Origin of the sequence: Teredinibacter purpureus, assembly GCF_014217335.1 — a bacterium.
Taxonomy (GTDB): Bacteria; Pseudomonadota; Gammaproteobacteria; order Pseudomonadales; family Cellvibrionaceae; genus Teredinibacter; species Teredinibacter purpureus.
Window position 1 is genome coordinate 4,500,650 of the sequence record NZ_CP060092.1, and the last position, 25,718, is coordinate 4,526,367.

A 25,718-nucleotide genomic window follows, 5' to 3' on the forward strand; every position below is an offset into this window, starting at 1 on the left:
CCCTCTCGCAAACAACCTAATCGTTTGCGAGAGGGGTTTTCTTTTTACGCTCAAGCATACGCCGCAGCCGAAGAACACACCCCTTTACACCAAGCCCGCCCAAATAATCCAGCATACGCTTTTAGTTTTTTTCCGCTTCCGGCGCTAGCACCATAATGCTGATTAAAGTGTCGGACGTGATCAATCCACTTGTCGGGGTTAATCCCTAATTGCGGTATTAAAGGGGGGACATCGGCCTTTATAAAGCCGCGTTTACCGTCACATATTAATCGGCCTGTTGCATCAACCAATTCAAAATAATCTTCGCGCGTAAACGGTAAAGCCGTATGAATAACGGTATGGGAAGAGCCACTAAAAGGCATAAGCGGTGCTTCTGATTGTTTATCTAAAACCAACTCGGCTTTTAATTCTCGCTGCTGCTTAACACGCTCAACCACGGTATGTTCAACACTTGATTGTGTGTGTTTATACTTTGCGTAATCAAAAATACGCTGGTGTATAGAGGTGAAATCACTACTGGCAAGATCGGGCTCCATAGCTGCACGTATAGGGTTTAAATCGACATAGGCCATACAACTGAGTAACGCCGCTTCATCCAACAAGGCTTGGCTTTTAAAACGCCCTTCCCAAAAACGGCCTTTGCAATTTTCTTCTTCGTTTGCCATACGGGCAATGGTTTCATTTACGCCACGCATAAACCAACTAATACAACTTAAGCGTGTGCGCCACATTTTAATAATTTCGTTAACCTTTTCAAGCACCGCCACATCAAGGCTTTCGGGGTTTTCTAGCCAACGATCCACTGCTTACGGTGATCGAAATTTTCACCCGTCGAATAATCATCACCACACAAAAATGCACGCCGAACGCAGCGCACATAACAGTGATAAAACGGTGTGGCCTCAAGGGAGACCTGTTCAATTCTGGCTTGGGTCATGGTTTTGCCTTTTGGACGAAAGGGGAAGAGATGTCAAGTTTATGGATGTCCTTTATTGTTTCACTTGCACTTGTACTATTGGCGAAACACGGTTTCTCGGACACGGTTTCTCGGACACCCACACCACCGCTTGATCCAAGAAAAACAACACTGTATATTAAAGGGTCTTCCCCTATTCAGGTGGCTTTCTAGCCTTTCCTAATAAACTCCCCTAGAATCCCAGCCTTTTATTTCTTGGTTTTCAGTGATGGACGAGCTTTCTCTTTACGAAAAAATATTATCAATCTCTTCTCCTTGGTTTGTCGAATCAGTTCAGCTAGATGAGCGTGACAACACCGTTCACGTCCACGTTGAATACGATTGCGACAAACATTTAACCTGCCCTTTGTGTGAATCCAGATGTAGTCGCCATGACACCAGAACAAGAACATGGCGCCATCTCGATAGCTGTCAATTTCGCACTCTCGTTCACGCGAATATCCCTCGCTCTAAATGTCGCACGCACGGTGTATTGCAAGCTGATATCCCCTGGGCTGATAAGCGATCAAGTTTCACCTTGATGTTTGAGGCTTATGTAATCTCCTGGCTTCAAGAGGCGAGTATTAATGCCGTCAGTAAGAAGCTGGCGCTTAGCTGGAATGCTGCCGATGGAATAATGAAGCGGGCTGTAGAGCGAGGCCTAAAAAGACGGTCTCATCTACATATTCAAAACCTAGCTGTCGATGAGGTCTGCAGCAAAAAGGGACATGAATATGTGACCATTGTTTCTAATGATCATGGGCATGTAATAGATGTCCAAGAAGATCGCAAAAAATCGAGTTTAAACGCATTTTTTACAGGATTAAGTGACAAGCAAATCCAATCAGTTGAAACGATTAGTATGGATATGAGTCCGTCCTATATTTATGCCACCAAAGAGTATATTCCTCACTGGGAAAGAGCGATATGTTTTGATAGGTTCCATGTTGCGATGGACTTAAATAAGGCTCTAAATAGTGTTCGTAAAAGTGAAGCCAATATGGTCGCGCAACAACACAAGCTAGAGCTCCATAGATCGAAATTTGCATGGCTGAGATCACGTGAAAATCTAAAGGATATTCATTCTGTACAGATTTCAACATTAAGCGTTGTAGCAAAGAAGACTGCACGCGCATGGGCGATAAAGGAGTATGCCATGGAGCTCTGGAATTATGATGATCGTATATGGGCTGAAGAAGCTTGGAAGCAATGGTACAGCTGGGCGATAAGAAGCCGCCTCAATCCTATAAAATCGGTAGCTAAAAGCATAAAGAAGAATCTATGGGGGATAATAAACGCCATCGTAAATAAAAAGAATAATGCTGGTGCAGAAAGTATAAATAGCAGAATAAAAATGCTAAAAGTAAAAGCGAAAGGTTTTAGGAATAAGGCCCGTTTTAAGGCTGCAATTTTATTTCATCTCGGCGGGCTGGACCTGATGCCAGAAATCTAGCCACCCGAATAGGGGAAGGCCCATATTAAAACAGCAAAAGTTAACTCAAGGAATGAGCCATGCCCCGCCCAAGGAAGCAACAAATCTCACTAGATGCCACACCCTACTATCACTGCACATCTCGCTGTGTGCGCCGCGCGTTTCTTTGCGGCCTAGATGCGTTAACCGGTAACGACTACGAACACCGCCGACAGTGGGTTGAAGACCGTATTGTATTCCTGGGGGAAGTGTTTTGCATTGACATCTGTGCTTACGCCGTAATGAGTAATCACCACCATCTGGTATTGCATATTAATGCCGCAGAGGCTCACACGTTAAGCGATTTAGAGGTGGCCAAACGCTGGCACACCCTTTACAAAGGTACCCCCTTAACGCAAGCGTTTGTAAAAGGTGGGCCGTTAGATGACGCCCAGCGGCAGGCCGTGAAAGAAAAGCTGGACCAATGGCGCTTGGAACTCGCCAGCATAAGTCGTTTCATGTGGGCTTTAAACGAACCCATTGCCCGCAGGGCAAATGCAGAAGACCACTGCACAGGTCGCTTTTGGGAAAGCCGGTTTAAATCACAGGCGTTACTGGATGAAAAAGCACTCGCCGCTTGCATGGCTTATGTCGATTTAAATCCTGTTCGAGCCAAAATGGCGACAACCCCAGAAAGCTCGGAACATAACTCTATAAAACGGCGTATTGAGGCCCTTAAAGTGGCTCACACTCACCCCTCAACCCAACCTTTAAAACTGGCTGAATTTGTAGGCAACCCAAGAGAACCCATGCCCCAAGGCTTACCCTTTCACCTGAAGGATTACATTCAGCTCGTGGACATAACAGGCAGAGCGATTCGAGAAAACAAACGTGGTTTTATCGACAACAACTTGCCACCCATTCTAGAGCGATTGAATATAACCAGCCGCGAATGGCTCACACTCACCACCCAATTCGAATCCACATTCAAAAGCTTAGTCGGCTGCAAAGCAAAACTCATGCTCGCTGCCAAAGTTCTAGGATTGAAAAGAAGACCGGCCTTCGCGAATTGCGAAGCCATTTTCCACTAACACCCCATCCTGCAATAAACCCTACCTTTCTCGAACCTAGAGAGCGGCTAGACTCGTCTGAAATTCAGAAAAATCAAATATTTCACGCCAAAAACAAACAGTAATGAAATAGCGCCTATGGCGTGATGGGTTTAATAAAAACCACAACTAAACTGATTGTTTTTCACTTAACGTGGCTGTCCGATTATTTGGGTTATCTTCAAACTCATATCACCGCCACTTAACGTGGCTGTCCGATTATTTGGGTTATCTTCAAACTCATATCACCGCCACTTAACGTGGCTGTCCGATTATTTGGGTTATCTTCAAACTCATATCACCGCCACTTAACGTGGCTGTCCGATTATTTGGTAATTCAACAAGCGTCTTAGCGACTAAGGAGAAAACAAAAAGCCCCAGTCATTGACTAGGGCTTGGGGTGGAAGGCTCGGTTATTTCTTTAAAACAAAACCCTAACCACCTCGGCTTCATTAAGTATATATAAATTTTTCCCTACGCTTTCAGTCGAGCGTATAAACTCCATCAAAGCCTCTCCTTCACCAGAGTCTCTCTTCACAAACTCCAGCGTTCTGCTAATGCTACATTTTTTTATAATGCCATTAGCCACAGTAACCAAATGATCCTTCGAGTATTTAGAGCTACTTAATTCAATATATCCAACCAAAAATGGGTGGCTCTGCAGTGTCCTATCAAAATCCAAAAACACAGCTTCTATACCTACTTTTTTCGGCAAACTAATCAACCGTTCTCTCACATCGACTTCACATGTCTGTAGAACGGGAACTCTCACAACAACATCTTTAGTTGCGCATGCAGCTGAAGAAAAAACAACTGCAAATAAAGTCAATATGTGAAATTTAATGTTATTATTTTTCATAAATATGTCTCTCAATTGCTATCGCTGATCAAAAGGCACGCTGTCAGAGCGTACGACAACACCAACATCATCGACTGAAAATACTCTTTCACTATAAGTATTTACATATTCCGTACCACTCCTACAACAGATCGTCTCAATAGTCCTAACAAAGCTTCCATCCGCAGTAGTTAAATTAACATTTAATTCATATGACGCATGATACTCAGTGCTTGTAGTCGTCAACTCCATGACATCAGTATATTTAATATAAGCGGCATCATTGGCAATGACTGAGCCTGCGTCTACCAAATAAGATAACGGCGATAATTTTTTAACTATTTTTCCCGCAGTCAGAAGGGTAGGAGCCCCTTCATTTATCAATCGTCCATATCTAACTCGCTCCGCGTACTCAGTCTCAGTACGTTTATTTCCAGTGGGATCACCTAAAGATCGTCTTGTAGTAACAAGCTGTCTCTTATGTGCAGGAGGCTACTTAAGGTTAACAAGTACATCGGGGTTAGATTTAGCCATGAAAGCAGACAAACCCAAAAAACAATAGCTTGGATAGAGTCCAAAATTTAAGGAACCTCCCCCCTTTTTGTATACCATAATTCGGTAATCACTATTTGCTTTGCCAAAACTTAGGGTATTGATATTTTTGTATGGAAGCACAGTATTAACAAAACCATCGCCAACCCTAACTCCATCGCCACCAAATGAAAATTCTTTTTCACTGCGCAATCTGAGAGAAGACAAAATACCGGATGTGTTTTCTCTGGTTAAAACATAATAGTTTTCTGTTCCATTACACTGAATTTCTGAGTAATTAGAGTCGCGGTATTCGTGAGTCAACAAAATAGCCGGAGTAACAAGTAGTAATACCGCAAAAATAATTATTATTGTTTTAAGTTTCACTGTTTTATGCCCTGTAACTTAGATGCGATTTCATCTGGGCTAAACTGGCCATGACTACCACGTACATCAATCACTCCACCATAATTCAATGAATTAAATACAGAGCCACTTAACGTGGCTGTCCGATTATTTGACGTGGCTGTCCGATTATTTCGTCGCGCCTATGGCGTGATGGGTTTAATAAAAACCACAACTAAACTGATTTTTTTTCACTTAACGTGGCTGTCCGATTATTTCGTTCCCACCACTTAACGTGGCTGTCCGATTATTTCTTCGGTCCGATTATTTAGGTTGCTGGCAGGCCGTGAAAGAAAAGCTGGACCAATGGCGCTTGGAACTCGCCAACATAAGTCGTTTCATGTGGGCTTTAAACGAACCCATTGCCCGCAGGGCAAATGCAGAAGACCACTGCACAGGTCGCTTTTGGGAAAGCCGGTTTAAATCACAGGCGTTACTGGATGAAAAAGCACTCGCCGCTTGCATGGCTTATGTCGATTTAAATCCTGTTCGAGCCAAAATGGCGACAACCCCAGAAAGCTCGGAACATACCTCTATAAAACGGCGTATTGAGGCCCTTAAAGCGGCTAACACTCAACCTTTAAAACTGGCTGAATTTGTAGGCAACCCAAGAGAACCCATGCCCCAAGGCTTACCCTTTCACCTGAAGGATTACATTCAGCTCGTGGACATAACAGGCAGAGCGATTCGAGAAAACAAACGTGGTTTTATCGACAACAACTTGCCACCCATTCTAGAGCGATTGAATATAACCAGCCGCGAATGGCTCACACTCACCACCCAATTCGAATCCACATTCAAAAGCTTAGTCGGCTGCAAAGCAAAACTCATGCTCGCTGCCAAAGTTCTAGGATTGAAAAGAAGACCGGCCTTCGCGAATTGCGAAGCCATTTTCCACTAACACCCCATCCGGCAATAAACCCTACCTTTCTCGAACCTAGAGAGCGGCTAGACTCGTCTGAAATTCAGAAAAATCAAATATTTCACGCCAAAAACAAACAGTAATGAAATAGCGCCTATGGCGTGATGGGTTTAATAAAAACCACAACTAAACTGATTGTTTTTCACTTAACGTGGCTGTCCGATTATTTGGTGCTGCTCGCCTTCGGTCAGGTAACGCCACTCACCGCTGACAGTCCCCTTTTGTGCAGAAGAAAGTTAGTGGTTAAGTCCAAGCTGCTGAACAATACTCTTAGAAAGAAAATCATTTCTATCAACAATCTTCAAGTACTTATTATCATCAAACACAACCACAATCGGACGAGAATTCGGGATATAGTGAGTCCAAACATGAAAGCCATCACCCAGAGTTAATTTATCAATTTTCATTTTAAACCCTCCTTTCTCATCCCTGCACAGCATACAATCCTCAACCTTCCCAGCATCTATAGATCCGTATAAAAACTGTCCACCTTTAAAATCACAATTAAAATATGACTCTAATCCAGTGGAATGGGTCACTAACGAAACCCCTTCTCGACCTTTCCTCATGCGAACCATGAAGCGGTTTGGTAGATAAATTGTTTTATCCCAAATACTTAATGGAATTAACTTTTCTAAATCCTCAGGTCCAATGTTTTTAAGGCGAACATTCTCTTCTTTAAACAAAGTATCAGATTCACAAGTATCAGAAAATGCTGCACTAGAAAATGCAAACATCAGTAACGTAGTCAATATTGTCATTGTTTTCATAACAACTAACCTATACAAAATTAAAATGGATCTCTGGCAAGCCATTGATCGCCATAGAATTGCAATACAGTCATATTCTTTGTAGATGCTCCATCACTTAAACCTTTCGCGGCACCTGCCAATCCTCCCGCCCGCTTTAACCAATTGTCTGCTTTAAACGCTCGATAAACTTTTAGATTAAGAGGGGCATACTCTTTGATAGCTTCAACGCTAGCATCACCGCCCATTAGCCCCATTAAAGATTTGCTATCAACATATGAATCACCCATAACTTTTATGTAGGCTTCCATATATGGTGCTGGCATAGAAGCCATTTCAGGAAACATATTTTTTAAAATTGCTATCCCCTCAGGAGAACTCAACAAGTCCGCAGCAAGAGCCATAGAGTTTTGGATATCAACACCATCTGCCCCAATACTCTTTATAAATTCCATTCGCTCAGACCGAGAAAGTAAGGGGGTATCCTTATGTGCAACCTCACCCTCCACAACCTCCAACGCCGACTTCAGCGTCGGATCTTCTACCAAATTTCCACTTGGCCCATTATCCGAAGCCAATAAGGGCTCGCCCTGTTCGTTAAAATACCCCGTAACGTTTCTACCAAACCTCCCCCCAGAAGCATCAACCACCGCATCGGCCCAGCCCTGGTCCACTTCACCAGTAGCCGAATCAACAAATGAATCAGACAAAAAGAAGGTTTGTGGAGAACCATCGTCATAAGTCAGGGTGACATCATACCCGCTTGAAGATTCGCTATACACGTCATATATCGGCATCGCCCGTTGCATATCCGGTGGCACACGACACCCCATATATCCACTCGGGTCGGTCATGTTTAGCGGATTGTTCCACACATACGAATAACGGTTCAAGCTGCCCAGTACTTCTGGCGCCTGTATGATCGGGTCGGCCTGAACAAACCTTGCCAGGTGGCTGTCGTAGATGCGCCCGTTCATGTGAATAATGTCGGCGCCATCAATCATTTCATGCCCAGTAAACCCGCGGGAGGTGATGGGCTTGGCGGCCTTGGCAAAACTGTTCAGTCCCCCTTCTTCTAACGCTGCCCAGTCGCTTGCATTTCTGCGCTAAAGTTTCTCGGACACCCACACCACCGCTTGATCCAAGAAAAACAACGCTGTATATTAAAACAGCAAAAGTTAACTCAAGGAATGAGCCATGCCCCGCCCAAGGAAGCAACAAATCTCACTAGATGCCACACCCTACTATCACTGCACATCTCGCTGTGTGCGCCGCGCGTTTCTTTGCGGCCTAGATGCGTTAACCGGTAACGACTACGAACACCGCCGACAGTGGGTTGAAGACCGTATTGTATTCCTGGGGGAAGTGTTTTGCATTGACATCTGTGCTTACGCCGTAATGAGTAATCACCACCATCTGGTATTGCATATTAATGCCGCAGAGGCTCACACGTTAAGCGATTTAGAGGTAGCCAAACGCTGGCACACCCTTTACAAAGGTACCCCCTTAACGCAAGCGTTTGTAAAAGGTGGGCCGTTAGATGACGCCCAGCGGCAGGCCGTGAAAGAAAAGCTGGACCAATGGCGCTTGGAACTCGCCAGCATAAGTCGTTTCATGTGGGCTTTAAACGAACCCATTGCCCGCAGGGCAAATGCAGAAGACCACTGCACAGGTCGTTTTTGGGAAAGCCGGTTTAAATCACAGGCGTTACTGGATGAAAAAGCACTCGCCGCTTGCATGGCTTATGTCGATTTAAATCCTGTTCGAGCCAAAATGGCGACAACCCCAGAAAGCTCGGAACATACCTCTATAAAACGGCGTATTGAGGCCCTTAAAGCGGCTAACACTCAACCTTTAAAACTGGCTAAATTTGTAGGCAACCCAAGAGAACCCATGCCCCAAGGCTTACCCTTTCACCTGAAGGATTACATTCAGCTCGTGGACATAACAGGCAGAGCGATTCGAGAAAACAAACGTGGTTTTATCGACAACAACTTGCCACCCATTCTAGAGCGATTGAATATAACCAGCCGCGAATGGCTCACACTCACCACCCAATTCGAATCCACATTCAAAAGCTTAGTCGGCTGCAAAGCAAAACTCATGCTCGCTGCCAAAGTTCTAGGATTGAAAAGAAGACCGGCCTTCGCGAATTGCGAAGCCATTTTCCACTAACACCCCATCCGGCAATAAACCCTACCTTTCTCGAACCTAGAGAGCGGCTAGACTCGTCTGAAATTCAGAAAAATCAAATATTTCACGCCAAAAACAAACAGTAATGAAATAGCGCCTATGGCGTGATGGGTTTAATAAAAACCACAACTAAACTGATTGTTTTTCACTTAACGTGGCTGTCCGATTATTTGGTTTTATCGACAACAACTTGCCACCCATTCTAGAGCGATTGAATATAACCAGCCGCGAATGGCTCACACTCACCACCCAATTCGAATCCACATTCAAAAGCTTAGTCGGCTGCAAAGCAAAACTCATGCTCGCTGCCAAAGTTCTAGGATTGAAAAGAAGACCGGCCTTCGCGAATTGCGAAGCCATTTTCCACTAACACCCCATCCGGCAATAAACCCTACCTTTCTCGAACCTAGAGAGCGGCTAGACTCGTCTGAAATTCAGAAAAATCAAATATTTCACGCCAAAAACAAACAGTAATGAAATAGCGCCTATGGCGTGATGGGTTTAATAAAAACCACAACTAAACTGATTGTTTTTCACTTAACGTGGCTGTCCGATTATTTGGTGATGAAATAGCGCCTATGGCGTGATGGGTTTAATAAAAACCACAACTAAACTGATTGTTTTTCACTTAACGTGGCTGTCCGATTATTTGGTGCTGCTGCAAGCTCAACAGGGTTACTTTCGGCGAGGTGCTCATAAAAGCCTTCTAAATCTTTGAACTCGCCGTAAAGGGAGGTCTCCTTATGTGCACAAAGTTGTCCTTTACTATTATTGTTGTCTCAGGTGTGGCTATCTGGTAATTCCAACTTATGCTTTACATCACAATCCGGTAATTTTTCACGTAGTTGCTTTATTCGCTGCAATTCCTTATAAATCCACTCTTTTCGGTCCTTTGTTGTTTCTAAACGAACACTGTCTTTCTCCATTGTTTGGACAAAATCGTTTACGTATTTCGCACACGCGTCAGGCAATGAAAACGATGGAGAAGAATACAAAATAAAAACAGTAAAAAAATAGATCACGAAAATTTTCATAAATTATCCACAATAAAATTACACCAATTGCTCAATTGGGCAAGTCCATGTACAGGCTTTTTAATAACACTTATATTTTTCACAAGACTGACCACGTGACGAGCCCGGCTGAACACCCAAGGACTGCGCCCGCGTTCTGCTTAAAGTTTTCATTCCCGCCCCGGATTGATAAAATCGAAGTTCATTTTGATACCTTAAAGTTACTCTCATATTGGGGAAAGCCCGAAGATAGATAGGATCACCAGAAACACTTATGTCAGCGGGTGAAAATATTGCAGTCGCCGTGTGGTGATGATGAATTACCTCAACGGTATAACCCGCTTGATAAACTTTGGTCGGATTAAACGTTACCCCATACGCATCATTAGTTGTCCCTACATCAGTCATAAAATATTGCCCATCACTATTTTTAACAACAAATCCCATATATTCGTATTGGCCGTTTGTTTTATTGTATTCGTTTTGAACTACAGTATCTAACGCCCTCATTGCGCCTTCTTCCGTAGCAAACGGTATACTTGTATCAACAACTGGTTCAAATTTTCCCTTTTGTGCAACCTCACCCTCCACAACCTCCAACGCCGACTTCAGCGTCGGATCTTCCACCAAATTTCCACTTGGCCCATTATCCGAAGCCAATAAGGGCTCGCCCTGTTCGTTAAAATACCCCGTAACGTTTCTACCAAACCTCCCCCCAGAAGCATCAACCACCGCATCGGCCCAGCCCAGGTCCACTTCACCAGTAGCCGAATCAACAAATGAATCAGACAAAAAGAAGGTTTGTGGAGAACCATCGTCATAAGTCAGGGTGACATCATACCCGCTTGAAGATTCGCTATACACGTCATATATCGGCATCGCCCGTTGCATATCCGGTGGCACACGACACCCCATATATCCACTCGGGTCGGTCATGTTTAGCGGATTGTTCCACACATACGAATAACGGTTCAAGCTGCCCAGTACTTCTGGCGCCTGTATGATCGGGTCGGCCTGAACAAACCTTGCCAGGTGGCTGTCGTAGATGCGCCCGTTCATGTGAATAATGTCGGCGCCATCAATCATTTCATGCCCAGTAAACCCGCGGGAGGTGATGGGCTTGGCGGCCTTGGCAAAACTGTTCAGTCCCCCTTCTTCTAACGCTGCCCAGTCGCTTGCATTTCTGCGCTTACCCCAGGGGTCGAAGGCCATGCTCTGCACCGGCAGCCCGAACTGATCAACAATATGGGTGATAGACCCGAGGTGATCACGCAGCAGGAAGTGGAGCTGCTGGTCTTGTTCGGAGGTTTCGGTAAGATCCAGCGTGTGGGTGACTTGTGCAATGCCACCTATTGTCCGCTTCCACTCAACCGCATCGCTGTAATAGATTTTTTCTGTACCTCCCAGGTACAGGGTGGTGGTGGTTTTATTACCCGCAGTGGTATCGACCCGCTTAAAGCGCTGCCTGTCCGGACCATAGCTGAATTGCACCCTTCCGGCAGAGGTGCTGATTTGGCTTATCTGGTCTGCAAGGGTGTAGCTAAAGCTACGTTTAACTTCGTTATTTTCCCTTTCATATAGCAGATTACCGTTGTTGTCCTACCGGTAGCTAACATTGCCTATCGCCGTGACAGCATGGGGGCCGGCATCGTTGGCGGCGCTAGTGTTGCCTGTTCCGTAGCTGTATTGCGCGCCCCCGGCAACGTCTGTTTTGCTGAGGATGTTGCCAATGGCATTGTAGGTAACTTCCTGAGTTCCGCTCGCATCGCCGCTTAGTGTGTAGTACCGGAGACGATTGAGGTTATCGTATTGGAACTGCTCCTTAATGTTTTGCGGCCTGTCTACGCGTTCTCCCCAGCCGGTTTCCTCCCGGTATACCACATTGCCCACTGTGCTCCAGCGCACATTCAGGTTTTGTATGGGATTGCCAACGGCTGTGCCATAGAGGTTGCTGGCCGTTATATTTTCCACCCTGCCCGTTCGCGCATTGTAGGTGGCGTTGGTGGTTATCACGCCTTCACGTAACACGGCTTGCGTTACATTACCACGGGCGTCGGTTTCCTGAATTTCATAGTAATGGCGAACGCCGTTTTTACCGGAAAATACGGAACCTAGACGGCATTAAAGCTTTAGGTTTTTTGCTATAAAAAAAGCGGCTTAATTGCCGCTTTTTTTATTTTGAATTTCCTACATTATTGTTTGTTTTTACCGACCCAAAAATCAGCATTTTTGATCCCCAACTGTTCAGGGTCAAACGAATATTTTTCTACACCACTTTTCTTCTGTTCTTCATAATCTTTCAGCGCTTTTAATGCAGGCTTGGCCATAAAAAATATAATAATAATGCCAACAATATTCAGCCAAGCCATTAATCCAACGCCAATATCACCCAGCCCCCACGCAAGATTAGCCGTCTTGATAGCGCCATAAAACGTTGCACCCATTAACAATAACTTAAGCGCAAACGTTAACCCCGGAATATGAAACACGCGGTTAACATAGGCAACGTTTGTCTCTGCAATGTAGTAGTACGCCAATATTGTGGTAAACGAGAAGAAAAATAAGGCTATAGCAACAAACGGATTGCCAACACCGGGCATCACACTCTCAATCGCCATTTGAGTAAACGCAGGGCCGTTCGCCGGTATATCCGCGCCTATATTTTGAATAAGAAGTGCGCCGTCACCGTGTACATTGTAAGCACCCGTAATAAGAATCATAAAAGCCGTAGCGGTGCAGATAAAAAGCGTATCAAAGTACACTGAAAAAGCCTGTACCAAACCCTGCTGCGCTGGGTGTTGCACTTCTGCCGCTGCAGCCGCATGTGGCCCTGTACCTTGTCCGGCCTCATTGGAGTAGACACCCCGTTTTACCCCCCACCCAATCGCGGCACCAACACCCGCCATGGGAGTAAAGGCATCTCCCAATATCATTCCTATAATACGCGGTAACTCACTTATATTTAAAAATACGACCACTAACGCAATTAAAATATAGGCAAGTGCCATAAAGGGAACAACCACCTGCGCAAAATGCGCAATGCGTTTAACTCCACCGAAAATAATAAACCCTAATGCCAACACAACAACGGTACCGCTAATAATTTGCGCTTGGCTTAACGCACCAAAACTGGTTTGAATGATATCACCTGAGCCAAAGGCCATTGCTGCCGCTTTACTAATGCTGTTCGCTTGTACGCCGGGCAATAGAAACCCACAGGCAATGATTGTCGACACCGCGAATATCCATGCGTACCATTTTTGTCCCATGGCTTTTTCGATATAAAATGCAGGGCCGCCACGATACTGGCCGCCATGCTCCTCTTTATAAATTTGGGCAAGCGTCGATTCTGCGAAAGCAGTAGCAGCCCCCAAAAACGCCACAACCCACATCCAAAAAATGGCTCCTGGGCCACCAAACCCAATAGCGGCCGCAACACCGGCGATATTACCGGTACCCACTCTCCCCGAAAGCGATACAGTTAAGGCCTGAAAAGACGAAATGCCCTGCGCCGAGCTTTTGCCCGACAGTAGTAATGCCCACATTTCAGAAAATAGTCGTACTTGCACGAAGCGCGTAAGGATGGAGTAAAACAGGCCTGCGCCTAAGCATAAATAAATTAAAGCCCGGCTCCAAATGATCGAATTAATAACGTTAACCGCTGCTTCCACAAAGCACTCCCTACAAGAATTAAGGTGTTTACCTGTCTCAAAAACGACGGGCAAAAGGATTGGGACACTATAAACGGGGATAACGGGAAAATTCAATGCCGGTGCAAGCAGAACAGAATAAAGTGAGCGGGGAGCGAATGGCTACGTACTCTTAAAAAGCAGTAGCCCAACACCTAAAACGTAGAAGAGACGTATGGAAGAGTGTCTTACACGTCGGCTGCGTTGATCACACGAACACGACGCCATCCATTTTCAAAGGCCTCATCAATTTTAACTGGGGTCCCCTTCCTTAAACGATCAACAATATTGTTATCCGTAGAAGAGTCAGTTGTTCTGCGTAGTTTGAAGCCGCTGTCTAGAGTGACTATTTCACCCACACGTCCTTTTTCGAGATAGATCCAACCGCCTTGCTCAGCGATTATTATTTCTATTTTGGCTCCCATGGTAAGCGTGCTGCCGCTCTCAGGGCTCATACTAAAGACATGCCCCACCTCAACATCAGCATTCGCTTCGCGACTAAGGCTCACCACTAACCCTAGCGCTTCTAACTGTTCCACCGCTTGCGCTTCCGTTTGACTCATAACATTGGGCACTTCAATTTTATTGGCCACGACATGCAAAGCTACATCACTAAAACGCTTAATCGATGTGTTTGCCGCAGGCGTCAGTTTAAACACAGTACCGGCTTTACCCGCGACATGCTCAATATAAATCATGTCTACGGACACAAACTGATCGCTGAGTTTAGACTCAACAATTTCGCGCGGCTGACCTATCAACGCTTCATCTAACACAACGTGAGACCAATGGTTTTGATAGGTAGTGTACCCGCCATAACCTCCACCCAGCACTATCGCTATGAGCGCAGCAACTTTGGCCAACGCCAATACCTTGTGTGGCTGAAATGAACGACGTCGTTTCTCTGCTTTGCGTGCCACGGTCTTGTCATCGAGAATAGATTCAACCAAACGCCCTATTCCCTTTTCAAAACTATCCGTAAACTCAATGCGCTGTAAACTCGCAATACGCATGGGGACATTACATTCATGCAACAACACGGGAATAATATGCTTATCGTTTTCTATCGCAAAACTCCATTCGTCTCCAACATTTGAGGACGCGACGGAAGCGTCAGACAAAATAACAACAACAACTCGACTTTTCTGAATACCCTCTTCGATTTGAACGTCCCAACGAGAACCGGTACCAATATCATCTTGGTCAATCCATACATCGATTCCGCGTCGCTCCAAAGCTTGGCGTATCCTTAAAACGTCTTCTAAATTCTTACGAGAATAACTGAGAAATACCTGCGACATATCCACCTCCTTATTGACGCAAAGAGAATAAACGGACATTCAAATATTGTCTAGCATGCTAACTGGCGCACATCATTTTTCATTCAATAGCGCTAGTTAATTCTAAACAAAGACATACCGCGTGGCCGCGCCGCCCACAAAGAATGCACACGTTAACCGTGATGCTCGGCCACATAAAAGCCTACTAAAATAGCGGCCAAAAAAAACCGGAGAAAAAGACTGCTCCGGTTTGGCGACTATTCTTGTAAATACATTAACGCGTTAAAAAGGTGTGTTCACCCTTGTTTTAATGCAGCGACGGCGTTATAACAGGCTTTACGCTTGTATTCTCGGTCAAATAGCAACGGGTAGTTAGTACGGCCAATAACAGGGAAATCATTTTTCCATGATTCTCCATCGCCAGTGCCCCAAAGCGTAATTCGCTCAATTTTGTCCCGATGCTTGAGAAATAATTTAAAAAACTCAACATATCGGTCGTTAAGTTGCTGTTCTATTGCGGCGGGCATGCCTTTCGCATAAGGGTTTAACTCATCTGAGTATTCAAAATTTGTGGATATTTCGGCACCCATAAATTCCCATGCCACAGGCAATACGTCAACATCAAACTCCGTAACATGAACACGCATACCCTCTGCCGCATAGGCCTCAATACTCGCTTCAAACTCCTTGATATCGGGAAAACCTAACCCCACATGCCCCTGCAACCCAATGCCCTGTATTGGTACGCCCCGTTTTTTAGCCTTGCGGATATAGTCCACTACAAACTCACGTTTCGCAGGGTTTTGCATATTGTAATCGTTGTAAAGTAAATGCGCTTTAGGATCCGTCTCGTGCGCAAAATTAAAGGCGTAGTCCATAAAATCTTCGCCGATAATGTTGAACCAAGGGCTCTTACGCCACCCCTTGTCTTCATCAACGGCCTCGTTAACGACATCCCAGGCATTCATTTGGCCGGCATAACGCCCTGCGAGGGTATTGATGTGGTTTTTCATCCGCGCCAACAATTCCTTTCGACTTGCGGGTTTTCCTTTGCCGTTTTCAAACACCCAGCTCGGCACCTGAGAATGCCAAACCAATACATGGCCCAGCCGATACATTTCGTGTTGTTCACCGAACGCCATAAACTTATCGGGAAGATCCCACTCCCACTGCCCCGGGGTAGGATTAACACGCTCCCATTTCATGTCGTTTTCCATCGTAATCGCGTTAAATTCTCGGCTCACCAATTTTAAGAAGTCAGGCGATCCGGCCTTGAGCTTACTTGCTCCAATCGCCGTCCCTAGATAGAAATCGTCTTTATATAAATCCTTCAACCCCGTTTCAGCCAACGCGGTAGACAACGCATTCGCTTTAATGGAGTGGAGTGCAGCGTACGCCGCCGTAGCCTGAAGAAAAAATTGTCGTCGAGAAATCGCCATGATGATTAGTATTACCTCAATTTAACGGGAAAATATTGCAAAAAGTATAGCGCAGAGAAAGGGAAGGAACAGAGAATGAGCCTGCGCAGATAGCACAGGCTGAACAATGAGCAACTAAGGCTACAGCCGCATATTTCGATTAATATTTATGAATGAATACGGCGTACCTTGAAGAACCGTTAAGATTCGGCGTCGTCTTCTGGATCGGGCGCTGCGGCTTCGATAATGGGTTTTAATTCACCCGTTTCGTGCATTTCGAGAATAATATCGCAGCCGCCAACGAGTTCGCCCTTCACCCACAACTGCGGGAATGTCGGCCAATTGGCATATTTAGGGAGGTTTTGGCGAATTTCTGGATTCGAGAGGATATCGACATAAGCAAATCGCTTACCACAAGCCATTACCGCCTGAGAGGCTTTCATCGAAAAACCACACTGCGGTGCATTCGGAGAGCCTTTCATATATAAAATGATATCGTTTGATTCAATCTGACCTTTGATGGTTTCCATGACGTCCATGGGTGTGTGACCTCTATTACATTAACCGACGAAATTAGTCAGGTATTGTACCTCAGGCTCCGAGCGGTTCCCACTGCTAATTGGCCGGCTAAGCGGCTCGTCGCATAGGCACAACCTCGACTCACTCCAGCCTATCAACGCTATTCGGTTAGTTTCTTTTTATGCTCACCATGCTTACACTCCATTAATATGGCGCAAGGCTAATCGGTTACATTAGGCCGAGTATTTCCCACTATGCTCTCACCATACGGACCCAACCCGATGAAGCGCCTTTGAACAAAAAACACGCGCAACTTATCGATTAAACCTCTCCCCTTTGTGTTGCCTTTTTGTTTAACGTGCATCTAACCCTAAACACGTAAAAATACACTGTCATCATCATTTTACAAATGGCGTGTTTGTTTATAGAATGATCGTTTACTCAGGCAGCTTTCGCTGCCTGTTTTGTTTTTGGAGAGTATCAAAATGTCGGCGTCCGCACTTATGAACACATATGGTGAAAGAACAACCACCCTCATCAAAGGAGAGGGTGCTTATTTGTGGGACAGTGAGGGCAACCGCTATTTGGACGCACTTTCTGGAATCGCTGTTTGCGGCCTCGGCTATAATCACCCAGCCGTAACCAAGGCTATTACAGAACAAGCCGAAAAATTGGTGCACTGCTCCAATCTATTCTTAATTGAGCCACAACAAGCACTTGGCCAATTATTGGTGACGCTATCCGGCATGGAAAAAGTATTTTTCTCCAACTCGGGTGCAGAAGCCAATGAAGCGGCGTTAAAAATTGCTCGTAAATTTGGCCAACAAAAAGGTATTGGGGAACCGGAAGTCATTACCGCTGAAAACAGTTTCCATGGCCGCACAATGGCGACACTATCCGCGACCGGAAACCCCAAAATCAAAGCCGGCTTCGAACCTTTAGTCAGCGGTTTTACTCACGTGGTTTATAATGATATTGATGCAATTAAGTGCGCAGCAACCGCCAACACTGTCGCGATTATGGTTGAGCCAGTTCAAGGAGAAGGCGGCGTTAATGTGCCCGCCGATGATTATTTGAATCAATTAAGAACGTTGTGTGACGATAATGACTGGCTCTTAATTTTGGATGAAATCCAAACGGGTAATGGTCGCACCGGAAAATTTTTCGCCTATCAACATAACGGTATATTGCCCGATGTTGTCACGACGGCAAAAGGACTGGGGAATGGCGTGCCCATAGGGGCCTGCATAGCAAAAGGAAAAGCGGCTGAGATTTTACAACCGGGCAATCACGGCTCTACTTTTGGTGGTAACCCTCTCGTGTGCAACGCCGCCTTAGCGGCAACACAAACTCTCGTTAACGAAAACCTTATTGAGCGCGCAGCGGCGCTCGGCATTTTCTTTTTGGAAGCATTTAACGCTAAATTAGCGTCGTCTGAAAAAGTCAAAAACATTCGCGGTAAAGGCCTCATGATAGGCATTGAACTCCATCGTGATTGCGCCGAACTCGTTGAGCTTGCCAAAGCACAGAACGTACTCTTAAACGTTACCGCCGGCAACACCATTCGCCTCTTACCTCCACTTATTATATCCAATGAGCAAGCTCAGACCATTGTAGATACAGTGGCCAAACTCATTGAAGAGTTTTAATCATTATGGCTATTCGACATTTTTTAACGTTACTCGATTTATCGTCAGACGAACTTTCTTCCATCATAGACACCGCTATTCAACAAAAAGCCGCGCTAAAAGAAGGAACTCTCTACGAACCCTTTAAAAACCAAGTGCTAGGTATGATTTTTGAAAAATCCTCTACGCGCACCCGAGTATCCTTTGAGGCGGGCATGACCCAATTCGGCGGCAGCGCTATTTTCTTATCACCACGCGATACGCAACTGGGCCGAGGAGAACCTATCGAAGACTCTGCGCGCGTGCTCTCGCGAATGGTCGATATGATTATGATTCGAACTTTCGAACACGAAAAAATAGAGCGCTTTGCTCAGTACTCTAAAGTCCCAGTTATTAATGCGCTCACCGATAGCTATCACCCTTGTCAGCTATTAGCCGATATCCAAACTTACGTTGAGCACCGTGGCAGCCCAAAAGGCAAAATTGTGACGTGGATTGGCGATGGCAATAATATGTGTCACTCGTATATAAACGCGGCGCGCCTATGCGATTTTGAACTGCGCATTGCATGCCCCGAAGGTTATGAGCCCTCCCCTGAACTCGTACAAGCAAATGCCGATCGCGTTACGATAATACAAGACCCTAAAGAGGCCGTTAAAGATGCGGACTGGGTGGTAACCGATGTGTGGGCGAGCATGGGGCAAGAAGAAGAGCAGCAAGCTCGAGAAGGTGAGTTTACGGGCTACCAAGTCAACCATGAGCTTATGTCCTTGGCCAAGTCAGATGCTGTATTCATGCATTGCTTACCGGCCCATCGCGGTGAAGAGGTTAGCCATGAACTGATGGAGGATACCTCTATTTCCGTGGTATGGGATGAAGCCGAAAACCGGTTACACGCTCAAAAAGCCCTTATGTGCTTCTTACGCGAGAACAGCCAATAGGCTGCTCTCGCAGTCATTTTTTAAAGGCCACCGTTATTCAAACTGCACCAGCTGTGCTCTACCGTCGCAAAAAGTGTAATCGAGAGAACAAACCTGGACAAAGACATGCAACGTTTGTGGAATAACATAAATAAGAGGCGCAACATCCGCGACATAACTTTCGCCTGTTTCACAGGCAACATAGAAATCTGACGTGTACTGGCAAAACTGCATGCCATCCGTATCGCACGCCAATCCTTCCCCGCAAAGTTCAGAACCCACATACGTTGCATCGTCAATTAGCGCGCTTTCACCAATATAAAATTCTACCCAATAATCGGTGTAGGCCTGTGCGTACCAATAAATTTCGAACCACCCTTCATCGATAAAGGGGTTTATCGCAAGAAACGGCATGGTCATTAGCGCTGAATCGTTGCCGTAGCTATCCACCACATCAAACGTTTCTAATAGGGGAATATCGACCGTATCGGTTATCACAATGGGAGCCGGCTCAATCGGCTCCGAAACCACAATGACGGTTTGCTCTATCACGACGGTGCTCGGCGCCTCCACTGCGGTATAAGAAACTGAGTGGGCGGCATGATCGCTACCGTAAACATCGATATGTTCACCCCCGCATGCCGATAACGCCAGCGCTACCCCACCACAAATACTGACTCTTGAAACCGTGTTCATATCCTCATCCCCTTAAAGGTAAATTCAAACGTTCTTCATTCCGTTGCCAAACAGTGTGCGCTTGCGCAGATGAACGCGTGCTGAACTCATTTTTCAGCACTTTCTGCGAGACCACTAAAGGTGACCTATCTCACAGTTGCCCAGAAAGTCGCCACACCGCTATAAGCGAATCCACCTTTAAGAGGAAAATATTATAAATTTAAGTCAACTTTATGACGGAACATTTCAAGGTAACACAGCCTTTATACCGCTTGGCATGGACGGTTAGCGCTCACTTATCCACACCTTTACACACGTGTTACCCACGGATTACCCACAGGAAAACACTCGCGTTTCAATCTTGCAAAATAGTCAAAACCGCATTATCTTGTATTGAATTCTTTCACAACCCCAACATATGGTGTTTTTAGCTAAATCAAACCCAACACGCGCTTAACGGATACTTAGCGCACACGGTTAAAATTTAGCTGATTTGAAACGCCAGCCAAGCAATGACGCGGAATGGCCCGTCAGCTAGAGCTTGGGGTAACGGTGAATTAGCAAGGAGCAGTCCGATACAACCATCGTCTCGTGGATACAGGGCGAATAACACAGGACTGCAGCGCAGTACTCAGCACACAAATTTCACACGTCGCTTAACAGTAGTTCGCCTGCGTTAAGCGACGTAGCAATGATGCAGTACTGTAGACACAGCTGAAACAATACACATTTAATTACTACAACTAACTGTTTTCCTTAAAAGGAAAGCTGGGCTTATTTTATATGCAAAGCACTGAAAACCAGATCCCTGCAACACCGCAAAGCTCTCCTGCGATCAGTACAAGTACTGCCGACACCGGCGTAAACTCAACTGCACCTGGGCAACTGCGCGTCATAAAACGAAATGGGACTCTGGTGAGTTATACCGACGATAAAATTGCCATTGCTGTTACGAAGGCATTTCTCGCCGTTGAAGGTGGTACCGCCGCGGCGTCTAGCCGAATACATGAAACCGTCGCGAACCTCACCGCGCAAATTACGGCTACATTTAAGCGACGCATGCCCTCTGGGGGCACTATCCATATTGAAGAAATTCAAGATCAAGTCGAACTCACAATGATGCGTGCCGGCGAGCACAAGGTTGCGCGCGATTACGTGCTATACCGTGCAGAACGCGCCAAATTACGTGAATCGAAAGAAATTCTATCGCAGTCAAACATTAATTATCCCGCAATCAATATCACTCTCGCTGACGGCTCTAGTGCGCCGCTGGATGTATTGCGTATTCAAACCGTTGTCACTGAAGCCTGTGCAGGCCTTAAAGGTGTCGACTCAGAAGCGATTCTGAACGAAGCCATGCGTAACCTTTATGACGGAGTTTCACTCGACGACGTCAATGTGTCATTGGTTATTTCAGCACGAACGCTCGTAGAAAAAGAACCCAATTACAGCCAAGCAACCGCCCGCTTGCTGCTCGATAAATTGCGTGCAGAAGCACTCAATTTTTTGAACATAGCACCGCAAGCAACGCTCGCCGAAATGGCCGTATTTTACCCGCAAGCGCTGTCGGCCTACATTAAACGCGGGGTTGAACTTGAGCTACTCGCGCCAGGCTTACTCGATTACGATTTAGACTTACTTGGTAAAGCCCTTATCCCTGAACGCGATGCGCAGTTCACGTACCTTGGCCTTCAAACGCTTTACGATCGCTATTTTATTCACAGCGACGACACCCGGATTGAGTTGCCACAAATATTCTTTATGCGTATTGCGATGGGCCTTGCTGAACGAGAAGATGACAAAAACGCACGTGCGGTTGAGTTTTATCGCCTACTGTCCTCCTTTGATTATATGAGCTCCACACCAACGCTATTCAACGCAGGCACCTTACGCCCACAACTTAGCTCCTGTTACCTCACTACCGTTCCCGATGACTTACATGGCATCTACGGTGCCGTTCAAGATAATGCCATGCTGTCGAAATGGGCAGGAGGTTTAGGCAACGACTGGACTCCCGTGCGAGCACTGGGATCATACATCAAAGGTACCAATGGAAAATCACAGGGTGTGGTGCCCTTTTTGAAAGTTGCCAACGACACCGCTGTAGCCGTTAACCAAGGCGGTAAGCGCAAAGGTGCCGTCTGCGCTTACTTAGAAACATGGCATTTAGATATAGAAGAATTTCTCGACCTGCGTAAAAATACCGGTGACGATCGCCGCCGAACGCACGATATGAACACGGCTAATTGGGTGCCCGATCTATTCATGAAGCGTGTTTTCGAAGACAAAGACTGGACACTGTTTACACCCTGTACCGTACCAGACCTACACGATTTATTTGGCCAGGCATTTGAAGAACGCTACAACCATTACGAGAAGGAAGCCGAAGCGGGCAACATCAAACCTTTCAAAAAAGTGCGCGCCTTAGACTTGTGGCGAAAAATGCTCGGCATGCTATTCGAAACGGGACACCCGTGGATCACCTTTAAAGACCCTTGCAATATACGCAGCCCGCAGCAACATGCCGGCGTCGTTCACTCTTCCAACCTGTGTACCGAAATCACACTCAACACAAAAGCCAATGAAGAAATCGCGGTGTGTAACTTGGGTTCCATTAACGTTGCGCAACACATAGAAGACGGCCAATTAAACCAAGAAAAACTGCAACAATCCGTTAACACCGCCGTACGTATGCTAGACAATGTCATCGATATAAATTACTACTCGGTGGAATCTGCGCGCACCTCCAATATGCGCCATCGGCCCGTCGGTTTAGGCATAATGGGCTTTCAGGATGCCCTCTACAAAATGCGCATTCCCTACAGTAGCGATGCCGCGGTGGAATTCGCCGATAGATCTATGGAAGCTGTAAGCTACTACGCCATTTCGGCCTCGAATCAGCTCGCCCAAGAACGAGGCGCCTACTCAACATTTGACGGTTCCCTGTGGAGCCAAGGCATACTCCCTATCGATTCTATTGCGCTATTAGCGAAAAACCGAGGCGAACAATTTATTGACCAAGATCGCTCGACAACCTTAGATTGGAACAGCTTGCGAGCAAAGGTTCAGAGCCAAGGCATGCGAAACTCCAATGTCATGGCCATAGCGCCCACAGCGACCATTGCCAATATTACCGGCGTATCTCAATCTATTGAGCCTACCTACCAAAATCTTTACGTAAAATCGAACCTCTCTGGTGAATTTACCGTTGTAAACCCCTACCTTGTGCACGATTTAAAAGATCGTGGCCTTTGGGATTCCGTAATGGTTAACGATCTTAAATATTATGAAGGTTCTGTACAAAAAATTGATCGTATACCCGATGATTTAAAGCTTCTTTATGCCACAGCCTTTGAAGTTGAACCCCGCTGGATAGTGGACGCCGCTAGCCGTCGTCAAAAATGGATCGACCAGGCGCAAAGCCTTAACCTTTATATCGCCGGTGCAAACGGCAAAAAACTTGATATCACCTACCGAATGGCGTGGTTCAGGGGGTTAAAAACGACCTATTACTTGCGTGCACTCGCCGCCACTACAACTGAAAAATCCACCATCGATACCAACTCGCTTAACGCGGTGTCATCTGGTTCTGCAGAACCAGCCGCAGCGGCAGCTGTACCGCAAGCTTGCTCGCTGGACGACCCTGACTGCGAAGCTTGCCAGTAACGCAGAGACCCGAATGGACCATTGGGAATGTCTGACAGGCGGGGGCTATGACCCCCGCCGCAGACTCCTTCCAATCACGCACACCCTATTAAAAAATTAAACCATTAACGAGATCATTACACATGTTAAGTTGGGACGACTACACAGACGATACCGCACCACTCACACAAACACTTAACCAGTCTGCCCTCGACTCGTTACGTACTAGCGCTAGCGACATCACCCCCGAACCATCCCCCCACAAGGACGTTGCACAAGAAACGGGCGCAGTAAACGAACCCTTGGCAACTTATAACGCCGAAAAAAATAACGCTCCTGTATCGGCGGCGCCCGAAGCACTCGCTACGGTACCAGCCACGTTTAAGCCAGAAGGCAACCCTGTAGAAAAAGCCCAACAGGCCATCGCCAACTTAGACCCTGCACCCGGTTTAGAAGAACTTGAAATGGGCGCTAATCGTATTGAAGTTGACGATAAGCGTATGATCAATTGCCGAGCAGATTTAAATCAACTTGTACCTTTTAAATATGAGTGGGCATGGCAAAAATATTTGGATGGCTGTGCAAACCATTGGATGCCTCAAGAAGTCAATATGACGGCCGACGTTGCCTTATGGAAAAGCCCTGAAGGACTGACTGACGACGAACGCACCATTATTATGCGCTCGCTTGGTTACTTTTCAACGGCTGATTCGCTCGTTGCCAATAACCTCGTCCTCGCTATCTATCGTCATATTACCAACCCAGAAGCTCGCCAATATTTATTGCGTCAAGCCTTTGAAGAGGCCATTCATACACATGCGTATCAATATTGTATTGAGTCACTCGGCATGGACGAAGGCGAAGTATTTAACATGTATCGCGAAGTACCCTCTGTAGCAAAAAAAGCAGCATGGAGTATTGCGCACACACAAGACATTGGCAAAGCTAGCTTTAACACGGGAACGCCAGAAACTGATCAAGAGTTATTGCGAAACCTCATTGGTTTTTATGTCATCACTGAAGGTATATTCTTTTACTGTGGCTTTACCCAAATACTCTCCATGGGGCGCCGCAACAAAATGACCGGTGTCGCTGAGCAGTTCCAATATATTTTGCGCGATGAATCCATGCACCTTAATTTTGGCATCGATGTTATCAACCAAATTAAACTCGAAAACCCGCACCTTTGGACCGAGAGCTTCCAGCAGGAAGTTAACCAAATGGTGCTCGAAGGTACCGAGCTGGAAATAGCTTACGCTCGCGACACCATGCCTCGAGGCGTGCTAGGTATGAACGCCGCCACAATGGAAGAGTACCTGCACTTTATTGCCAATCGCCGATTAGCGCAGCTGGGCCTGCCAGAAGCCTATACCGGCGCGCAAAATCCATTCCCATGGATGAGTGAAATAATGGATTTACGCAAAGAGAAAAATTTTTTCGAAACGCGAGTAATTGAATACCAAACAGGTGGTGCGCTGAACTGGTAATTGCGCTCTCGGCGCCCATTTAGATGGGCGCCGAGACGTTAAAAACCTCAAGACACAGAAAGCCCCTGCTCCAGCTTCACCCTTTTGCACTCTAACTCATAAGGTACCGGTCATGGCCCGACGTTCTTATTGCAATGACAATAATAAAATTGATTCAACCTCAGATGAACCGACTTCGGTCAAAGAGATAAATGCAGCAATCAGTGAACTTAATCATTCAATGTCAACGTTAAATCGTGCAATGCTGAAACTTCAGCAACACGTAACTCGACTGAACGCCGCCAACACCAACGATTCGATCTCTATCCCCAAAACATTGCATTAAGGGGAG

22 protein-coding genes and 1 pseudogene are annotated in these 25,718 nt (G+C 46.0%); 9 read left to right on the forward strand and 14 right to left on the reverse strand.

What is annotated here, in order from left to right:
• Positions 1–50: 50 nt before the first annotated feature.
• Positions 51–803 (reverse strand): hypothetical protein, encoded by a 753-nt coding sequence (locus H5647_RS20070; RefSeq protein WP_052692235.1) that lies wholly within the window; start codon positions 801–803, stop codon positions 51–53.
• The gene (locus H5647_RS20075; RefSeq protein WP_200911609.1) at positions 788–937 is read right to left on the reverse strand and encodes a hypothetical protein; all 150 of its coding nucleotides are present in this window, start codon (positions 935–937) and stop codon (positions 788–790) included. The genes H5647_RS20070 and H5647_RS20075 overlap by 16 nt, the downstream gene beginning before the upstream one ends.
• 247 nt (positions 938–1,184) lie before the next feature.
• On the opposite strand from H5647_RS20075, the gene H5647_RS20080 reads away from it, so the two are divergent.
• Entirely contained in the window at positions 1,185–2,408 is a 1,224-nt protein-coding gene (locus H5647_RS20080; protein ID WP_045858420.1) for an ISL3 family transposase, read from the forward strand.
• A gap of 59 nt (positions 2,409–2,467) precedes the next feature.
• On the forward strand, positions 2,468–3,457 hold the full coding sequence (locus H5647_RS20085) for a hypothetical protein (RefSeq protein ID WP_045860784.1): 990 nt from the start codon (positions 2,468–2,470) through the stop codon (positions 3,455–3,457).
• Between the two features lie 439 nt (positions 3,458–3,896).
• Here the strand turns inward: H5647_RS20085 and H5647_RS20090 are convergent, their stop codons facing one another.
• Together H5647_RS20090 and H5647_RS20095 are read right to left on the reverse strand one after the other, a co-directional pair.
• Positions 3,897–4,334, reverse strand: coding sequence for a hypothetical protein (locus H5647_RS20090; RefSeq protein ID WP_045860785.1), 438 nt, complete (start codon positions 4,332–4,334; stop codon positions 3,897–3,899).
• A 471-nt stretch (positions 4,335–4,805) separates the two neighbouring features.
• Entirely contained in the window at positions 4,806–5,231 is a 426-nt protein-coding gene (locus H5647_RS20095; RefSeq protein WP_045860786.1) for a hypothetical protein, read from the reverse strand.
• Between the two features lie 295 nt (positions 5,232–5,526).
• Between H5647_RS20095 and H5647_RS20100 the strand changes: the two are divergent.
• A pseudogene (locus H5647_RS20100) lies at positions 5,527–6,150 on the forward strand (transposase); the annotation flags it as partial.
• A 257-nt stretch (positions 6,151–6,407) separates the two neighbouring features.
• On the opposite strand, the gene H5647_RS20105 reads toward H5647_RS20100, so the two are convergent.
• Entirely contained in the window at positions 6,408–6,941 is a 534-nt protein-coding gene (locus H5647_RS20105; RefSeq protein WP_162926444.1) for a hypothetical protein, read from the reverse strand.
• 20 nt (positions 6,942–6,961) lie between these two features.
• Complete coding sequence (locus tag H5647_RS20110) at positions 6,962–7,984, reverse strand: RHS repeat-associated core domain-containing protein (RefSeq protein WP_328286800.1); 1,023 nt, start codon at positions 7,982–7,984, stop codon at positions 6,962–6,964.
• A gap of 133 nt (positions 7,985–8,117) precedes the next feature.
• Between H5647_RS20110 and H5647_RS20115 the strand changes: the two genes are divergently transcribed.
• Positions 8,118–9,095 (forward strand): hypothetical protein, encoded by a 978-nt coding sequence (locus H5647_RS20115; RefSeq protein ID WP_045858334.1) that lies wholly within the window; start codon positions 8,118–8,120, stop codon positions 9,093–9,095.
• A gap of 797 nt (positions 9,096–9,892) precedes the next feature.
• Here the strand turns inward: H5647_RS20115 and H5647_RS20120 are convergent.
• The 7 genes from H5647_RS20120 to grxD form a co-directional block, all read right to left on the reverse strand.
• On the reverse strand, positions 9,893–10,147 hold the full coding sequence (locus H5647_RS20120; protein ID WP_045858332.1) for a hypothetical protein: 255 nt from the start codon (positions 10,145–10,147) through the stop codon (positions 9,893–9,895).
• A gap of 60 nt (positions 10,148–10,207) precedes the next feature.
• Positions 10,208–11,617: an RHS repeat domain-containing protein gene (locus H5647_RS20125; protein ID WP_045860789.1), complete on the reverse strand. Its 1,410-nt coding sequence runs from the start codon at positions 11,615–11,617 to the stop codon at positions 10,208–10,210.
• Positions 11,618–11,725: 108 nt separating this feature from the next.
• Positions 11,726–12,139: a hypothetical protein gene (locus tag H5647_RS20130; RefSeq protein WP_162926445.1), complete on the reverse strand. Its 414-nt coding sequence runs from the start codon at positions 12,137–12,139 to the stop codon at positions 11,726–11,728.
• 179 nt (positions 12,140–12,318) lie between these two features.
• Positions 12,319–13,797 (reverse strand): alanine/glycine:cation symporter family protein, encoded by a 1,479-nt coding sequence (locus H5647_RS20135; protein WP_045860791.1) that lies wholly within the window; start codon positions 13,795–13,797, stop codon positions 12,319–12,321.
• Positions 13,798–14,003: 206 nt separating this feature from the next.
• A complete protein-coding gene (locus H5647_RS20140) occupies positions 14,004–15,116 on the reverse strand; it encodes a toll/interleukin-1 receptor domain-containing protein (protein WP_045860792.1) in 1,113 nt (370 codons plus the stop codon).
• Positions 15,117–15,391: 275 nt separating this feature from the next.
• On the reverse strand, positions 15,392–16,534 hold the full coding sequence (locus H5647_RS20145) for an endo-1,4-beta-xylanase (protein ID WP_045860793.1): 1,143 nt from the start codon (positions 16,532–16,534) through the stop codon (positions 15,392–15,394).
• Between the two features lie 179 nt (positions 16,535–16,713).
• Positions 16,714–17,052: a Grx4 family monothiol glutaredoxin gene (grxD, locus tag H5647_RS20150; protein ID WP_045860794.1), complete on the reverse strand. Its 339-nt coding sequence runs from the start codon at positions 17,050–17,052 to the stop codon at positions 16,714–16,716.
• Between the two features lie 465 nt (positions 17,053–17,517).
• Here grxD and H5647_RS20155 point away from each other — a divergent pair, with 465 nt between their 5' ends.
• Positions 17,518–18,681, forward strand: a complete 1,164-nt coding sequence (locus H5647_RS20155) for an acetylornithine transaminase (protein WP_045860795.1) — start codon at positions 17,518–17,520, stop codon at positions 18,679–18,681.
• Between the two features lie 5 nt (positions 18,682–18,686).
• Complete coding sequence (gene argF, locus H5647_RS20160; RefSeq protein WP_045860796.1) at positions 18,687–19,601, forward strand: ornithine carbamoyltransferase; 915 nt, start codon at positions 18,687–18,689, stop codon at positions 19,599–19,601.
• A 33-nt stretch (positions 19,602–19,634) separates the two neighbouring features.
• Here argF and H5647_RS20165 read toward each other — a convergent pair whose 3' ends face one another.
• Entirely contained in the window at positions 19,635–20,276 is a 642-nt protein-coding gene (locus tag H5647_RS20165) for a hypothetical protein (protein ID WP_052692236.1), read from the reverse strand.
• A gap of 762 nt (positions 20,277–21,038) precedes the next feature.
• Here H5647_RS20165 and H5647_RS20170 point away from each other — a divergent pair.
• The 3 genes from H5647_RS20170 to H5647_RS20180 all read left to right on the forward strand — a co-directional run bounded on the left by H5647_RS20170 (position 21,039) and on the right by H5647_RS20180 (position 25,712).
• The gene (locus H5647_RS20170; RefSeq protein ID WP_045860797.1) at positions 21,039–23,921 is read left to right on the forward strand and encodes a ribonucleoside-diphosphate reductase subunit alpha; all 2,883 of its coding nucleotides are present in this window, start codon (positions 21,039–21,041) and stop codon (positions 23,919–23,921) included.
• A 122-nt stretch (positions 23,922–24,043) separates the two neighbouring features.
• Positions 24,044–25,387 carry a ribonucleotide-diphosphate reductase subunit beta gene (locus tag H5647_RS20175; RefSeq protein ID WP_045860798.1) on the forward strand — a complete coding sequence of 448 codons (1,344 nt, stop codon included), beginning with the start codon at positions 24,044–24,046 and terminating at the stop codon, positions 25,385–25,387.
• A 112-nt stretch (positions 25,388–25,499) separates the two neighbouring features.
• Positions 25,500–25,712: a hypothetical protein gene (locus H5647_RS20180; protein WP_162926446.1), complete on the forward strand. Its 213-nt coding sequence runs from the start codon at positions 25,500–25,502 to the stop codon at positions 25,710–25,712.
• Positions 25,713–25,718: the final 6 nt, after the last annotated feature.

Coding starts and splice junctions, on each gene's coding strand:
- H5647_RS20105 (WP_162926444.1), bottom strand. CDS start 6,941: ATGAAAACAATGACAATATTGACTACGTTACTGATGTTTGCATTTTCT.
- H5647_RS20075 (WP_200911609.1), bottom strand. CDS start 937: ATGACCCAAGCCAGAATTGAACAGGTCTCCCTTGAGGCCACACCGTTT.
- H5647_RS20120 (WP_045858332.1), bottom strand. CDS start 10,147: ATGAAAATTTTCGTGATCTATTTTTTTACTGTTTTTATTTTGTATTCT.
- H5647_RS20175 (WP_045860798.1), top strand. CDS start 24,044: ATGTTAAGTTGGGACGACTACACAGACGATACCGCACCACTCACACAA.
- H5647_RS20080 (WP_045858420.1), top strand. CDS start 1,185: ATGGACGAGCTTTCTCTTTACGAAAAAATATTATCAATCTCTTCTCCT.
- H5647_RS20155 (WP_045860795.1), top strand. CDS start 17,518: ATGTCGGCGTCCGCACTTATGAACACATATGGTGAAAGAACAACCACC.
- grxD (WP_045860794.1), bottom strand. CDS start 17,052: ATGGACGTCATGGAAACCATCAAAGGTCAGATTGAATCAAACGATATC.
- H5647_RS20140 (WP_045860792.1), bottom strand. CDS start 15,116: ATGTCGCAGGTATTTCTCAGTTATTCTCGTAAGAATTTAGAAGACGTT.
- H5647_RS20090 (WP_045860785.1), bottom strand. CDS start 4,334: ATGAAAAATAATAACATTAAATTTCACATATTGACTTTATTTGCAGTT.
- H5647_RS20180 (WP_162926446.1), top strand. CDS start 25,500: ATGGCCCGACGTTCTTATTGCAATGACAATAATAAAATTGATTCAACC.
- H5647_RS20165 (WP_052692236.1), bottom strand. CDS start 20,276: ATGAACACGGTTTCAAGAGTCAGTATTTGTGGTGGGGTAGCGCTGGCG.
- H5647_RS20115 (WP_045858334.1), top strand. CDS start 8,118: ATGCCCCGCCCAAGGAAGCAACAAATCTCACTAGATGCCACACCCTAC.
- argF (WP_045860796.1), top strand. CDS start 18,687: ATGGCTATTCGACATTTTTTAACGTTACTCGATTTATCGTCAGACGAA.
- H5647_RS20145 (WP_045860793.1), bottom strand. CDS start 16,534: ATGGCGATTTCTCGACGACAATTTTTTCTTCAGGCTACGGCGGCGTAC.
- H5647_RS20085 (WP_045860784.1), top strand. CDS start 2,468: ATGCCCCGCCCAAGGAAGCAACAAATCTCACTAGATGCCACACCCTAC.
- H5647_RS20170 (WP_045860797.1), top strand. CDS start 21,039: ATGCAAAGCACTGAAAACCAGATCCCTGCAACACCGCAAAGCTCTCCT.